Source organism: Roseovarius sp. THAF9 (assembly GCF_009363715.1).
In the GTDB taxonomy this organism is placed as follows: domain Bacteria; phylum Pseudomonadota; class Alphaproteobacteria; order Rhodobacterales; family Rhodobacteraceae; genus Roseovarius.
In genome coordinates this window covers 618,472-632,551 of the sequence record NZ_CP045404.1, presented here as the reverse complement: position 1 = coordinate 632,551, position 14,080 = coordinate 618,472, and the positions used below count along the sequence as shown (strand labels likewise).

The 14,080-nt window shown below is 64.4% G+C and carries 16 protein-coding genes; 9 read left to right on the top strand and 7 right to left on the bottom strand.

What is annotated here, in order from left to right:
* The first annotated feature begins 81 nt into the window (after nt 1–81).
* A complete protein-coding gene (locus FIU86_RS03155) occupies nt 82–1,464 on the top strand; it encodes a cytochrome P450 (protein WP_152473752.1) in 1,383 nt (460 codons plus the stop codon).
* A gap of 106 nt (nt 1,465–1,570) precedes the next feature.
* Here FIU86_RS03155 and FIU86_RS03150 read toward each other — a convergent pair whose 3' ends face one another.
* Nucleotides 1,571–2,029: a YHS domain-containing (seleno)protein gene (locus FIU86_RS03150; protein WP_152473751.1), complete on the bottom strand. Its 459-nt coding sequence runs from the start codon at nt 2,027–2,029 to the stop codon at nt 1,571–1,573.
* Between the two features lie 66 nt (nt 2,030–2,095).
* Nucleotides 2,096–4,414 carry a DNA topoisomerase IV subunit A gene (parC, locus tag FIU86_RS03145; RefSeq protein ID WP_152473750.1) on the bottom strand — a complete coding sequence of 773 codons (2,319 nt, stop codon included), beginning with the start codon at nt 4,412–4,414 and terminating at the stop codon, nt 2,096–2,098.
* A 145-nt stretch (nt 4,415–4,559) separates the two neighbouring features.
* On the opposite strand from parC, the gene FIU86_RS03140 reads away from it, so the two are divergent.
* From FIU86_RS03140 to FIU86_RS03115, 6 genes are all read left to right on the top strand, one after another.
* Nucleotides 4,560–5,252, top strand: coding sequence for an SH3 domain-containing protein (locus FIU86_RS03140; RefSeq protein ID WP_152473749.1), 693 nt, complete (start codon nt 4,560–4,562; stop codon nt 5,250–5,252).
* A gap of 51 nt (nt 5,253–5,303) precedes the next feature.
* Nucleotides 5,304–6,134 (top strand): SDR family NAD(P)-dependent oxidoreductase, encoded by an 831-nt coding sequence (locus FIU86_RS03135; protein WP_152473748.1) that lies wholly within the window; start codon nt 5,304–5,306, stop codon nt 6,132–6,134.
* Nucleotides 6,135–6,243: 109 nt separating this feature from the next.
* Complete coding sequence (locus tag FIU86_RS03130; protein WP_152473747.1) at nt 6,244–6,456, top strand: twin transmembrane helix small protein; 213 nt, start codon at nt 6,244–6,246, stop codon at nt 6,454–6,456.
* 2 nt (nt 6,457–6,458) lie between these two features.
* Nucleotides 6,459–7,031 carry a cob(I)yrinic acid a,c-diamide adenosyltransferase gene (locus FIU86_RS03125; protein WP_152476897.1) on the top strand — a complete coding sequence of 191 codons (573 nt, stop codon included), beginning with the start codon at nt 6,459–6,461 and terminating at the stop codon, nt 7,029–7,031.
* A gap of 187 nt (nt 7,032–7,218) precedes the next feature.
* Nucleotides 7,219–7,977, top strand: a complete 759-nt coding sequence (locus FIU86_RS03120; protein WP_152473746.1) for an electron transfer flavoprotein subunit beta/FixA family protein — start codon at nt 7,219–7,221, stop codon at nt 7,975–7,977.
* Nucleotides 7,977–8,906 (top strand): electron transfer flavoprotein subunit alpha/FixB family protein, encoded by a 930-nt coding sequence (locus tag FIU86_RS03115; RefSeq protein WP_152473745.1) that lies wholly within the window; start codon nt 7,977–7,979, stop codon nt 8,904–8,906. The genes FIU86_RS03120 and FIU86_RS03115 overlap by 1 nt, the downstream gene beginning before the upstream one ends.
* A gap of 109 nt (nt 8,907–9,015) precedes the next feature.
* On the opposite strand, the gene FIU86_RS03110 is transcribed toward FIU86_RS03115, so the two are convergent.
* Entirely contained in the window at nt 9,016–9,852 is an 837-nt protein-coding gene (locus tag FIU86_RS03110; protein WP_172977412.1) for a DUF6473 family protein, read from the bottom strand.
* A 157-nt stretch (nt 9,853–10,009) separates the two neighbouring features.
* Between FIU86_RS03110 and FIU86_RS03105 the strand changes: the two genes are divergently transcribed.
* Together FIU86_RS03105 and petA are read left to right on the top strand one after the other, a co-directional pair.
* Nucleotides 10,010–10,885 carry a 3-hydroxybutyryl-CoA dehydrogenase gene (locus tag FIU86_RS03105; protein ID WP_152473743.1) on the top strand — a complete coding sequence of 292 codons (876 nt, stop codon included), beginning with the start codon at nt 10,010–10,012 and terminating at the stop codon, nt 10,883–10,885.
* Nucleotides 10,885–11,460 (top strand): ubiquinol-cytochrome c reductase iron-sulfur subunit, encoded by a 576-nt coding sequence (gene petA, locus FIU86_RS03100; RefSeq protein ID WP_152473742.1) that lies wholly within the window; start codon nt 10,885–10,887, stop codon nt 11,458–11,460. Before FIU86_RS03105 ends, petA begins: the two co-directional genes overlap by 1 nt.
* Nucleotides 11,461–11,524: 64 nt before the next feature.
* Here the strand turns inward: petA and FIU86_RS03095 are convergent, their stop codons facing one another.
* From FIU86_RS03095 to rapZ, 4 genes are read right to left on the bottom strand one after another with little or no spacing between them, the layout of a single operon-like run.
* On the bottom strand, nt 11,525–12,406 hold the full coding sequence (locus FIU86_RS03095) for a lysophospholipid acyltransferase family protein (protein WP_152476895.1): 882 nt from the start codon (nt 12,404–12,406) through the stop codon (nt 11,525–11,527).
* A 34-nt stretch (nt 12,407–12,440) separates the two neighbouring features.
* On the bottom strand, nt 12,441–12,719 hold the full coding sequence (locus tag FIU86_RS03090; protein ID WP_152473741.1) for an HPr family phosphocarrier protein: 279 nt from the start codon (nt 12,717–12,719) through the stop codon (nt 12,441–12,443).
* Between the two features lie 32 nt (nt 12,720–12,751).
* Nucleotides 12,752–13,135, bottom strand: a complete 384-nt coding sequence (locus FIU86_RS03085) for a PTS sugar transporter subunit IIA (RefSeq protein WP_152473740.1) — start codon at nt 13,133–13,135, stop codon at nt 12,752–12,754.
* Nucleotides 13,132–14,067 (bottom strand): RNase adapter RapZ, encoded by a 936-nt coding sequence (gene rapZ / locus FIU86_RS03080; protein WP_152473739.1) that lies wholly within the window; start codon nt 14,065–14,067, stop codon nt 13,132–13,134. Before rapZ ends, FIU86_RS03085 begins: the two co-directional genes overlap by 4 nt.
* Nucleotides 14,068–14,080: the final 13 nt, after the last annotated feature.

The window sequence follows — 14,080 nt, the reverse complement described above, 5'->3', positions numbered from 1 at the left end:
ATATTGCCGCAGATTTCCGCCGCAGGTTTGCCGCATGCCTCTGGCGCGCCTATGTTTGACTTAGACAGAACCGGAGACCGCATGTCCCACGCCGACACCCCCGTCAAAGTCCCCCTCGTCACCGAGCCGATGGGCGTTCTCGGCAGTCTCGGCGCGGCGCGGCGCAACGTGCTCAGCATCATCCCCGAACTTGCCACCCGCCAGCCCATGGTGTCGGGCCGCACCGGCAAGCGGTGGCACATGGTGATGGACCCCGGCGCGATCCGGGAAATGCTTCTGGAGCGGGTGGATACCTACCCCAAGTCGCTGGTCACCAAGAACCTGCTGAAACCCGCCATCGGAGAGTCGCTCTTTATCGCCGAGGGCGCACACTGGCGCTGGCAGCGGCGCACGGCAGCGCCCGTGTTCTCGCACCGCAACGTGATGAACCTCGCGCCAATCATGACCGCCGCCGCCCAGCGCAGCGCCGACCGCGTGGCCCAGGCCGGCCCTCGCGCCATCGACATGGCCGCCGACATGGTGCGCACCACCTTCGACGTCATCGCCGACGTGACTTTCTCCGGCGACGGCATGTTCGACGCCGACGCGGTGCATCGCGGCATCGACGCCTATATCTCCGAGGCTGGCAAGATTTCCCTGCTCGACGTGCTGGGCGCGCCCGACTGGGTGCCGCGCCCCGGCCGCCTGATCTTTTCCCGCAACGCTGTGGGCGACATGCGCCGCATCGCCGACGAGGCGATCGAGGCGCGCCGCCAGCGCGGCCCCGAGGGCGTGCCCGACCTGCTCGACCTGCTGATGGAAGGCGAGGACCCCAAGACCAAGCGCCAGATGAACACTGCCGAACTACGCGACAATCTGCTGACCTTCATCGTCGCAGGCCACGAGACGACCGCGCTCACCCTTGGCTGGTCGCTCTACCTTTGCGCCTTCGACCAAGACGTCCAGAACCGCGCCCGCGCCGAGTTGCGCGCGGTCTGCGGCGACGGCCCGGTGACGGGCGAGCATGTGGAAAAACTTCCCTTCATCCGCCAGATCATTGACGAGGCCCTGCGCCTCTATCCCCCTGCCGGTATGGTTTCCCGCACGGCGATGGCCAACGACACGCTTTGCGGGCGCGAGATCCGCAAGGGCGACACGGTGATTCTGCCCATATATGCGCTTCACCGCCATCACATGCTCTGGGAAGATCCCGACGCCTTCCGCCCCGACCGGTTTGCCGACCGCAAATCGGTGGAGCGCTACGCCTATCTGCCCTTCGGCGACGGCCCGCGCATCTGCATCGGTGCCAGCTTCGCGTTGCAAGAGGCGGTGATCATCCTCGGCACGCTACTCAACCGGTTCCGCTTCACCCCCGTCGCCGGCCGCAACCCGGACCCGGTGATGATCCTCACCCTGCGCCCCGAAGGCGGCGTCTGGCTCGAAGCCGAGCCAGTCTCGACGCCGCAACCGGCCTCCGTCGCCTGACGCGTCCGCTGGCTTATACCTCACCCCGTCCCGTGTTTGACCCGGGACCTCCTGCCTTGGGCAAAACTTAAGCCGTAGGGCGTGTGAAAACCCACGCACACCGACGCTAGCCGCCCAGAACGTTCGGCCAATTCGCCTCGCCTTTTGACACGTTGCCCGGAATGTCCCCCGACCACCGCTGGCGCACCGACTTGTTGTAATTGAGGTAAAGCCTACCGCCATGCACCGTCCAGGCATCTTTGTCGCCATGCGCGGTGTAGCCCTGCGACACCGCCCAAGCACAATAGCCACCGAAGGCCGGCGTGTATTTCTGCGGGTTCGCCTCGAACGCCGCCTGGTTCTCGGCAGACGAAAACCGCCATTTCGCCCCGTTCCACTCGGTGACGAATTCGTCCGATCCGGCCACTCCGTTCGCACCCGGCTCCAGCCCGAAATAGGCCACCACGTCCGCGCCGTCCGCGGCATAGGCCCGGTTCTGGTACCAGCGCGGCTCGTCGGCCATACCCGGCCGAGCCAACAGTGCCGCCGCACCGCTCGCAATCACTATCCGTCGTGTCAAAAGCATATCCATCCTCCTTGCATGCATCTGCAAGAAAGCTAAGCGGTAACCCCCGCACACGACAAATCAATCTCAGGTGAAACGGTTGTTACGCGGAAAGCCCCTCGGCGCCATGCGCCCCGCACCGGCGCGGCGCGCCGTCCATTCCTCCAGCGCGGTCTCGGTCCGTGTCCGCCCCGCCGGATCGAGCCAGCTCAGGCCCTCGGCCAGCGTGAAGGTCGTGGCATCGGACAACCCGCCATCCTTGTATTTCTGCAACCGCACGCCCTTGCCGCGGCCCATCTCGGGCAGCTCATCCAGCGGGAAGATCAGCACCTTGCGGTTCTCGCCCACGCAGGCCACGTGATCGCCCGAAACCGCCCGGCACACCTGCGCCCGTACGCCGTCGCGCACGTTCAGCACCTGTTTGCCAGAGCGTGTTTGCGCCACGACCTCGTCCTCGGGCACGATGAACCCGTCGCCCGCCGAGGACGCCACCAACAATTTCCGCCCCGGCTTGTGGATGAAGATCGCCACGATGTCGGACTCGTTTGGCAGGTCCACCATCAGGCGCAAGGGCTCTCCCATCCCCCGCCCGCCGGGCAGGTTGGCCGCGCTCAGCGTGTAGAACCGCCCGTTCGTGCCAAAGACCAACAGTCGGTCGGTCGTCTCCGCATGGAAGATGAACCGCCCTTCGTCGCCGTCCTTGAATTTCAGCTCGCGGTCGAGGTCAATATGCCCCGACATGGCCCGGATCCACCCCATCTTGGAACAGACCACCGTGATCGGCTCGCGGTCGATCATCGCCTCCAGCGGCACTTCCTCGACCTCGCCAGCCTCGGCGAACGTGGTCCGGCGCGCGCCGCCCTCATAGTCCTTGCCGAACTTTTTCTTCACCTCTTTTAGCTGATCCGAGATCGCATCCCACTGAAGCCCCTCGCTCTCCAAGAGGTCCTCCAGCCCCGCGCGCTCTGCCATCAGCGCGTCACGCTCCTTGACCAGCTCGATCTCTTCCAGCCGCCGCAAGCTGCGCAACCGCATGTTCAGGATCGCCTCGGACTGTACTTCGGTCAGCCCGTCCTCGCCACCCTCGATGGGCGGCACGTAATCCGCCTCGTCCTTGGCGCGGGTGAACTCACGCCCCCAATCCTCGCGCATCAGCGCCGCCTTGGGGTCGTCGTCATAGCGAATGATGTCGATCACCCGGTCGAGGTTCAGGAAGGCCACGATCAGCCCTTCCAGCACCTCCAGCCGGTGGTCGATCTTCTCCATCCGGTGCTCGCTCCGCCGGATCAGCACCTCGCGCCGGAAATCGAGGAAGGCGCGCAGCACTTCCTTCAGGCTGCAGACCTTGGGCGTCACCCCGTCGACCAGCACGTTCATGTTCAGGCTGAACCGCACTTCCAGATCCGAGTTGCGATAGAGCGACTGCATAAGCACCTCGGGCTCCACGTTCTTCGAACGAGGCTCAAGGATCACGCGAATATCATCGGCGCTCTCGTCCCGCACATCGGCCAGGATTGGCACCTTCTTGGTCTGGATGACCTCCGCCAGCTTCTCGATCAGCTTGGACTTCTGCACCTGATAGGGGATCTCGGTGACAACGATCTGCCACTGCCCGCGCCCCAGATCCTCGACCTCGTAGCGGCACCGCAACCGGAACCCGCCCTTGCCGGTGCGATAGGCCTGCGCGATTGCCTCGGGCGGCTCCACGATGATGCCCCCAGTCGGGAAATCCGGCCCCGGCACGTAGTTCAGCAACGTGTCGTCCCGCGCATCCGGCGTCTTGATCAGATGCAGACACGCATCCACCAGTTCCGCGATATTGTGCGGCGGAATGTTCGTGGCCATGCCCACCGCGATCCCGCTCGACCCGTTGGCCAGCAGATTCGGAAACTGCGCCGGCAGCACCACAGGCTCAGTCAGCGTACCGTCGTAATTGTCCCGGTAGTCAACTGCGTTCTCGTTCAGCCCGTCCAGCAGGGCCTCGGCCACGATAGTCAGCCGCGCCTCTGTGTACCGGCTGGCGGCCGGGTTGTCCCCGTCGATATTGCCGAAATTCCCCTGCCCGTCGACCAGTGGGTAGCGCACGTTGAAATCCTGCGCCAGACGCGCCATCGCGTCATAGATCGCGGCATCGCCATGCGGGTGATAGTTGCCCATCACGTCGCCGCTGATCTTCGCGGACTTGCGGAACCCCCCGCTGGCGCTCAACCGAAGCTCGCGCATGGCGAACAGGATACGCCGATGGACCGGCTTCAGCCCGTCGCGCGCATCCGGCAAGGCGCGGTGCATGATGGTCGACAGCGCATAGGTCAGGTAGCGCTCGCCGATGGCCCGGCGCAGCGGCTCCGCCACGGCATCGCCCCCGCTCTCGGGGCCTATGTTGGGGTCATCGACCAAATCACTCATAAATGCTGTGATAGCCTTGGCCCTTGCGCAGGTAAAGCACAGGTTGGGAAGATTCCGCACCTTTTCCCATGCCGGTCGGAACCGAATCGTGTAACTTGTGTTCTATAACAAGAAATTGACTTCGCTGCCTCGGGGGATTCGCGCAATGTGGCGCTTCATATTGGTAACTTTTGCTTTTCTTGGCTTCGCCTTCTGGGAGATGAGCGGCGGCGCCGATTACGCACCGCGTGATAATTCCATCCAGTCCCAGGCGAACGCTCCGGAGTCCGAGACAACCGTCGCTGACGCGCAACCGGCCGACCCTGCCGAGCCGGAGGTCATCGACCTGCCCAAGCAAGACAAGCCCGAGCGTCTCCAGATCACCCTTGCCTCGCTCAGCGACATGTCCGAAGCGGGGTCAGCGCAGGAAACCGCCCGCACCGAGCGGGTGGAAGACAAGGCCCGTTTCCTGACGGAGAGCAGCGACGAGGACAACGCCGTGCTTGCCGCTCTGGACGAAGGCGGCGAAGCGGCGGACGAGGTCAAAAAGCACTGGCCCGGCGCAATCGAGCTGTTCGAACAGCAAGCCTCGCAGGCCGAGCTGCGCAAACAGGCCGAAGCAGCGGCGCGCACGGCGCGCGCTGGCACGACCAGCGGCGACATCCGCTACGTGACGGCCAGCTCCGCTAACATGCGCGGCGGTCCCGGCACGGATTTTGCCCGCGTCGGCAATCTTGGCGAAGGTGCCGAAGTGGCCGTGCTCGGCAGGGCGGCCAATGGCTGGCTGGAACTCGAGGTTCTCGAAACCGGCGAAACGGGCTGGATGGCCGACTGGCTCGTCAGCGCCCCGGCGCAGTGATTTCCACTCAAAGCGATTGCATATAGCGCCGGACCGCGCCAAGGTCCGGCCATGACGCAGAAATCCCTTCTTATCACTGGCTGTTCGTCGGGCATCGGCTATGACGCGGCACACGGCATGCGGGCCCGCGGCTGGCGCGTTTTCGCCTCCTGCCGACAGGAAGAGGATTGCGCGCGGATGCGGGCCGAAGGCTTCGACAGTCCCCGCATCGACTATCAAAAGCCCGACACCATAACCGCCGGGTTGGCCGAGGTGCTCGATGCCACCGGCGGCACACTCGATGCGCTCTTCAACAACGGCGCCTTCGGCTGCCCCGGCATGGTCGAGGACCTGCCCACCGACGCTCTGCGCGATATATTCGAGGCCAACTTCTTTGGCTTGCACGACCTCACGCGGCAAGTCATCCCCGTGATGCGCGCGCAAGGTCACGGCCGCATCGTGCAGAACTCCTCGGTACTGGGCTTCGCCACCCTGCGCATGCGCGGCGCCTACAATGCCACCAAGCACGCGCTCGAAGGGCTGACCAGCACAATGCGGATCGAGATGCGCGACACGCCGATCCATATCGTCCTGATCGAACCCGGACCGGTGACCTCCAAGATCCGCGTCAACTCGATCCCCCATTTCGAACGCTGGATCGACTGGGAAAACGCGCCCGCCCGGTCGCTCTACGAAAAGCGCCTCATCCCGCGCCTCTACCATAGCAGCGGCCCCGACACGTTCGAATTGCCCGCCCCCGCCGTCACGAAAAAGCTGATCCATGCGCTGGAATCTCCGCGCCCCAGGCCGCGCTATTTCGTGACCACACCGACGTACCTACTGGATATCCTGCGGCGCATCCTGCCCACCAGCGCCCTCGACTGGATTCAGGCGAAATTGTAGCAGGACGGCCCGGAACGGCGGGAGAGCGGCCCCGCGTCACCATATCCCATTCGCCTTTTGACACAGACGGGCTACCTCCGCCCCTGACCGGAAAAACCAAGAGTCTCACATGCTCAACGACCCTCTCTTCATCATCGTCGCGCTCGCCTGCGGCGTCGTCGCAGTTGTCCTCATCATGGGGATCTCGAACTTCGGCAAGGAAGGCATCGAAAACGCCAAGCGCTCGAACAAGTTCATGCGCTGGCGCATCATCGCACAGTTCGTCGCGGTGGTCCTCATCCTGCTTTTCGTCTATATCCGCCGCCAAATGGGAGGTGAATGAACATGGTCGTTCTCAACAAGATCTACACCAAGACCGGCGATCACGGCGAAACCGCGCTCGGCAACGGGTCTCGCGTGGCCAAGCACTCCATGCGCGTCACCGCCTACGGCACCGTCGACGAAGTGAATGCAACCGTCGGCCTTGCCCGTCTGCACGCCGAGGGCGAAACCGACGCCGCGCTGTCGCGCATCCAGAACGACCTGTTCGACCTCGGCGCCGATCTCTGTCGCCCTGACATGGAAAACGACCACAAGGCCGAATACGAGCCCCTGCGCATGGTCGACAGCCAGGTCGCCCGCCTTGAGACCGAGATCGACACGATGAACAAGGTTCTCGAACCCCTGCGCAGCTTCATCCTGCCCGGCGGCTCGGCGCTCTCGGCGCATCTGCATCTCTGCCGCACCGTCTCGCGCCGGGCCGAGCGGCTTTCGGTGGAGCTGGCCACGATGGAACACGTCAATCCGGCGGCAGTCAAATATCTCAATCGTCTCAGCGACTGGTTCTTCGTCGCCGCCCGCATGGCCAACGATTCGGGGCGTGACGACGTGCTCTGGACACCGGGCGCCAACCGCTGATCGGGGCGCCACGGCCACGAAGCCGAGCAAGAAACTCCGTACTGCACCGGAAACGCGACGTCGCAAGTCGGAAACGTGACGATTTTACCCTGTTTCCCCGGCTAACAGTTCTGTATCAAACGCCCCAGAGCAAGGGGCGGGGTCGTTTCGCAGCGGCTCTGCGCAATTTTTTAGGGAGACCATGCCGATGAAGGTGCTCGTGCCTGTCAAACGCGTGATCGACTACAACGTGAAGGTCCGCGTCAAGGCGGACGGATCGGGCGTCGATCTTGCCAATGTCAAAATGTCGATGAACCCCTTTGACGAAATCGCCGTCGAAGAGGCCATCCGCCTGAAAGAAGCCGGCAAGGCCGACGAAGTCGTCGCCGTCTCCATCGGCGTCAAGCAGGCGCAGGAAACCCTGCGCACCGCGCTGGCCATGGGCGCCGACCGCGCCATCCTGGTCGAGGCCGCCGATGACGTGCACACCGACATCGAACCGCTCGCCGTCGCCAAGATCCTTGCCGCCGTCGTCAAGGAAGAAGAGCCCGGCCTCGTGATCGCTGGCAAACAAGCCATCGACAACGACATGAACGCCACCGGCCAGATGCTTTCTGCCCTCCTGGGCTGGAGCCAGGGCACCTTCGCATCGGCGCTCGACGTCGAGGCCGACCATGCCGTTATCACTCGCGAGGTCGATGGCGGTCTGCAGACGATCAAGGTCAAGATGCCCACGATCGTCACCGTGGACCTGCGCCTCAACGAGCCGCGCTATGCCTCGCTGCCCAACATCATGAAGGCCAAGAAAAAGCCGCTCGACGAGAAAACCGCCGCCGATTACGGCGTCGACGTCGCGCCGCGCCTCGAAATCGTCAAGACCGAAGAGCCCGAGGCCCGCAAGGCCGGCGAAATGGTCGGATCGGTCGATGAACTTGTCGCCAAACTCAAAGAAGCGGGGGCCGTGTAATGTCTGTACTTCTTCTTGCCGAAGTCAACGACGGCGAACTGGCTATCGACGCCACCGCCAAGGCCGTCACCGCAGCCAAACAGCTGGGCGACGTGACCGTGCTCTGCGCCGGGGGCTCTGCCGCCGCCGCGGGTGAAGCCGCCGCCAAGATCGACGGTGTCTCCAAGGTCCTCGTGGCCGAGGACGCCTCGCTGGGCCACCGGCTGGCGGAATCCACCGCCGCGCTGATCGTGTCGCTCGCAGGCGACTACGAGCACATCGTGGCCCCGGCCACCACAGACGCCAAGAACGTCATGCCCCGCGTGGCCGCCCTTCTGGACGTCATGGTGATCTCCGACGCCTCGGGCGTGGTCGACGCCAACACGTTCGAGCGTCCGATCTACGCCGGCAACGCGGTCCAAACGGTGAAATCCTCGGATGCCAAGAAGGTCGTCACCTTCCGCACCTCCACCTTCGACGCCGCCAGTGACGGCGGCTCGGCCTCGGTCGAGACCATCTCCGCCGCCGACAACCCCGGCCTGTCGGAATGGGTCGAGGACAAGGTTGCTGAATCCGACCGCCCCGAGCTGACCTCGGCGGGCGTCGTCGTCTCCGGCGGCCGTGGCATCGGCTCGGAAGAGAATTTCGAACTCGTCGAGAACCTCGCCGACAAGCTGGGCGCCGCCGTCGGCGCGTCCCGTGCGGCCGTCGACTCCGGTTATGCTCCCAACGACTGGCAGGTCGGACAGACCGGCAAGGTCGTGGCGCCGGATCTCTACATCGCCGTCGGCATTTCGGGCGCGATCCAGCACCTTGCGGGCATGAAGGACTCCAAGGTGATCGTCGCCATCAACAAGGATGAAGAGGCCCCGATCTTCCAGGTCGCCGATTACGGCCTCGTAGCCGACCTCTTCGACGCCGTGCCGGAACTGACCGAAAAGCTCGGCTGAGCCGGTCCGCACATGATATCGAACTGACCCGCCCCCGAGGCGGGTCTTTTCGTTTTTGGGCACGTGTAGGGTGGGTGAAAACCCACGCGCGACGGGCCCGATCAAACTCTCACGGGTCGAGGACCTTCGCCAACACCGGGATCAACGCCTCAGCCACCGCGTCATGCGCTGCCTGACCCGGCAGGTTCCTTGGCCCATCCCCATCGCGCCTTGCCGCGTAGGGCGTGTGACACTCCACGCCCTGACTGCCGCGCGCCATGTCGCCGGCCTCCACGAACGCCACCACGTGGCTCTGCAAACCCGCCAGCATCTCGCGCCCCACCAGCACCGGCTCGCACCGCGCCTCGACCGCGTCGTCATCCCGGTCCGGGGCGCGCTCGGAAAACCACAACAGTATCACCGGCGCCCGGATTTCCGCGATCAGCCGCCGCATCCCCACGTCCCAGGCCTGCGCCAATCCCTGCCGCACCTCGCCGAACCGCTCCGGCGACACATTCCGCAGATGCATCAGCATATGCCGCGTGAAACTGAACTCTGTGAAATCCACCTCTGTGAACAATGCGCACAACGGCGGCTCGGCCCGCAGAAAGCGATCGTTGCGCCGCGAATGCACCTTATAGAACGGGTTCGACAGGTTCGCCGCACACGGCACCTGCAACACGACTGCCGCAGCCCCCGACGCGATCCGCGCCAGCCCCGGGTCGCCCAGCATCACGTCGATCCCCGCGTTGGGCTGGCCCAAGTTGACACATGCCACGCCCGTCGCCGCCTCGACGGCTTGCGCGAAAGGTCGGCTGACGAACTTCCCATAGGTCTCCGTTCCACCGATGAACGCCACGTACTCGTTCGTCAGGCTCCGCTTCGGCCCTCGAAACGCCAGCTTCGACGCCCCGTAACGGCATGCCTCCGGCGCCGCTTTCCAGCGGCCCTTGCCATGAAAGGACATCACGCCCACCTCATTTAACTCACCCAATTGCCAGCTTTGGGCCGCAGGCCTTGCGATTCCGTTAAAGGTGCAAATTGACTAAAATTTTAACGGCCGCTTTCCCTTGCAGCGCCCGCGGCACGGGGCATATGGTGTCGCAAAAGCGAAAGGGACCTTCATGGACATCCGCAAGGTGGGCGTCGTCGGCGCCGGACAGATGGGCAACGGGATCGCGCATGTGATGGCCGTCGCGGGCTATGACGTCCTGCTAAACGACATCAACCAAGAGGCGCTGGACAAGGGCCTCGGCGTGATCAAGTCGAACATGGACCGCATGGTCAGCCGCGACAAGATGAAGGCCGAGGACCGCGACGCCGCGCTGTCGCGCATCACCACCACGCTCGACCTGCCAGAGCTTGGCGCCACCGACCTCATCGTGGAATCCGCCACCGAACGCGAGACCGTCAAACAGGCCATTTTCGAGGACCTCGTGCCGCATCTCGGCCCCGACACGATCCTGACGTCGAACACCTCTTCGATCTCGATCACACGCCTTGCCAGCCGCACCGACCGCCCCGAGAAATTCATGGGCTTCCACTTCATGAACCCGGTGCCGGTCATGCAATTGGTCGAACTGATCCGCGGCATCGCCACCGACAAGCCCACCTACGACGCCTGCCTCGCCGTGGTCGAAAATCTCGGCAAGACCGCCGCCAGTTCCGAGGATTTCCCCGCCTTCATCGTCAACCGCATCCTCATGCCCATGATCAACGAGGCGGTTTACACGCTTTACGAGGGCGTCGGCTCGGTCATTTCCATCGACACCTCGATGAAGCTCGGCACGAACCACCCGATGGGGCCGCTGGAACTCGCCGATTTCATCGGGCTGGACACCTGCCTTGCCATCATGAACGTGCTGCATGACGGGCTGGCGGACACCAAGTACCGCCCCTGCCCGCTCCTCACGAAATATGTCGAGGCCGGCTGGCTCGGCCGCAAGACTGGCCGCGGCTTCTACGATTATCGCGGCGACGAGCCCGTGCCCACGAGGTGATGGACGCGCGCCGCCGCTCCTTTCTCTATTATCTGACCGCCGGTGCCGGTGCCGTCACGCTGGCCGCAGGGGCGACCGGGCTCTTCCGCGCAACTGGCACGACTGCGGACATCGTGGCAACCCGCGAAAGCCTGCGGCTTCCGCTGACGGATATTCCGGAAGGCGACACCAGAACCTATAAAATCAGCGGCCGGCCCCTGCTGATCTGGCACCGCAACGCCGATCAGACCGAACGGGCGCTGTCGCAGGACATCCTTAAAGACTGGCGCGATCGCAGGCCCGAACGCGGCGGGTCCGGGCAGCTCCTTTTGCCCTATGACCGGAACAGAACGATCGATCACGAATGGCTCGCGATCTGGAACGTCTGCCCCCGGTTCGGATGTGTCCCCCTGGCGCAACATGGCGATTTCGGCGGCTTCTTCTGTCCCTGCGGCAGTTCTCATTTCGACATGGCAGGACGCATTCGCAAGGGCCCAGCCCTCAGCAACATGCGGACTGTCCCGGCCAGGATCTCCGACGACAGGCAGTATATCGACGTTTTTCAGGCCTTCGGGCTGACGACTCCGCCCCGGTGAGGCATCGCGCTTCACTGTTGCCGAAATACTCCCGCCGGAGGCATCAAACCGTTCGGACGCGACGTCACCCCTCGCCCAGGCTCAGGGTATGCTCGCGCAACCACGCCATGAACCCGCGCGGGTCCTTGTCCAGAAGCTCCATCTGCTCTTGCGTGATCGGCGGCCCCACCACGGGTTTTTGCGGGTGGTTGCAGCCCCGCACCACCTCGTGCAGCAGCAGGCTCTGGCGCAACGTCGGCGAAACGCAATTGGCCATCTGGTAGGCGCGCGAATTGGCGCCCGGAAAATAGATCGGCACCACCGTGGCCCCCGACCGCCGGATCATTTGCGCGGTGAAGACATTCCACTCCCGCTCCTTCACCGGGCCGAACAGGCTGTCGGACGAGGCCACCACGCCGGACGGGAACACGCTGATCGCGCCGCCCTCCTTCAGGTGCGCCATTGCCTTGGCGCGCATCTCGACCGATTTGCGCTGCGCGTCAGGCTCGTGCGGGAACGGCACCGAGATCATGTAGGACGCCGCCACCTCGTCGATCCCGGTCAACAGCGCCCGCGTCAAAATCTTGTAGTCGGTGCGCCGCCGCCCGATCAGATCAGCCAGTATCATCCCGTCCACCAGCCCATGCGGATGGTTCGCCACGAGCACCACCGGGCCGGTCTCGGGGATATTGTCGATCTGCTCTTGCGGGGTCAGCAGCGGGATACCCATCGTATCCAGCGCCGCGCGCCAGAAGGGCTGACCCGTGGGCGCGCCTTTCTTCTCGAACTCGCGGATCATCTTGATGATCGTCAGCTTGCCGGTGAACCATTCGACGGCCCGTATGGTGAAGGCCGTACCGGGACTATCAAAGGAGTTGGCATATGTCAGGCTGCGCCGGTCATACTTCGTGAAATTGACCGATCCGGGCGATCCATCGCCGCTTTGATCCTGCGCCTTTTCCGCCACGTGGTCTGTTCCCGTCCCGCCGCGCACTCTGTGCCTACATGTCCTCGCCGAACCGGTCGGCCACCAACGCGCTCACGGCATCCGCCAGCGCCTCGGCGTCGGGCCCCCAGGCTCGCACGTCAATAGTCGTTCCACGCGACGCTGCCAACATCAAAAGGCCCATGATGCTGTCCGCGCCCGTGGTCTGGCCATCTTGGCTGACCTCGGCTTGCGCGTCGAATCCCTCGACCACCTCTACCAGCTTGGCCGCCGCACGCGCGTGCAGGCCCTTCTCGTTGACGATTTCGATCTGGCGCGTGACGGTGTCTGTCATTTCGGTCTTGGTCTTTCTTGGTCCGGCCCGCTTTACGGGGTGTGACTGTCGATATACTTGCGCCCCGCATCCAGCGCGGCGCGGGCGGCATCGGGCACCGACAGATCGCGGCTCTTGGCCAGCTTCAACAGCATCGGCAGGTTCGCCCCATAGAGGATGCGACGATTCTCGGGCTGGCACGCCTTCAGCGACAGGTTCGCCGGCGACGCGCCAAAGATGTCCACAACGATCAGAACGCCGTCGCCGGTATCTACTTCGTCGGCGGCGCGGCAGATCTCATCCTGCTTTTCGGACCGGTCGAAATCACCCTCGATCGGGATGGCCTGAATACCCGACTGCCCACCGACGACATGCTCTATCGCCTTCAGATAGCCCTGGGCCAGTCCGCCATGTGCCACGATCACGATCCCGATCACGCCCCGATGTCTCCTTTCAACTTCGCCTCGGTCTTTTCGCCGGGGCCGGACGGCGCAAGCAGTCCGCGCCGTTCCAGTTCGCGATGCCTTATAGACACCTGCCAGCCTGCCTCTGCAAGGGCCTGAGCCAAGGTTTCTGCCATCGTGACGCTGCGGTGCTGGCCACCGGTGCAGCCGAAGCCGATCGCCAGATAGGCCTTGCCCTCTGCCTTGTAGGCCGGCAGCAACTGACGCACCAGGTCACCGACCCGCGCGGCGAAGCCTTCGAACATCGGGTCATCGCCCACATAGGCCCGCACCCGCCGGTCTTGCCCGGTCAGCCCGCGCAAACTGGCCTCCCAATAGGGGTTTCGCAGGAACCGGCAATCCAGCACCATGTCCAGGCCCCTTGGCAGCCCGCGCTTGTAGGAAAACGACTGAACCGAGACCGACATCTGCCCGCCCTCGCCCGGCGCGAACCAGCGCGATAATTCCGCCCTCAGGTCATGTGGCGACAGTTCCGACGTGTCGATCAGGATATCCGCCCGCGCCCGGATTGGGCCCAGCAGGTCGAACTCCCGAGCGATCCCCACATCCGGCGTCTCGGCCGGGGCCAGCGGGTGCCGTCGGCGCGTCTCGGAAAACCGCCGCGTCAGCACCTCGGCGCTGCTGTCGAGGTATAGCACCTGCAAATGCACCGACGCATCCGCGCTCAGGGTGTCGATCACCTCGATCAGCGCATTGGTCGAGAAATCCCGGTTGCGCGTGTCGACGCCCAGAACCAGCGGCTTGTCCGGCCCATTGCCCTCGATCAGTCGCGGCAACAGGGACAGCGGCAGGTTGTCGATGGCCTCGAACCCCATGTCTTCCAGCGCACGGATCGCCGTGGTGCGCCCGGCCCCCGAGGGGCCGGTCACCAGAACCAGTCTGTTGTTTATCGGGCCTGCCGGCATCGCGGGCCACTCC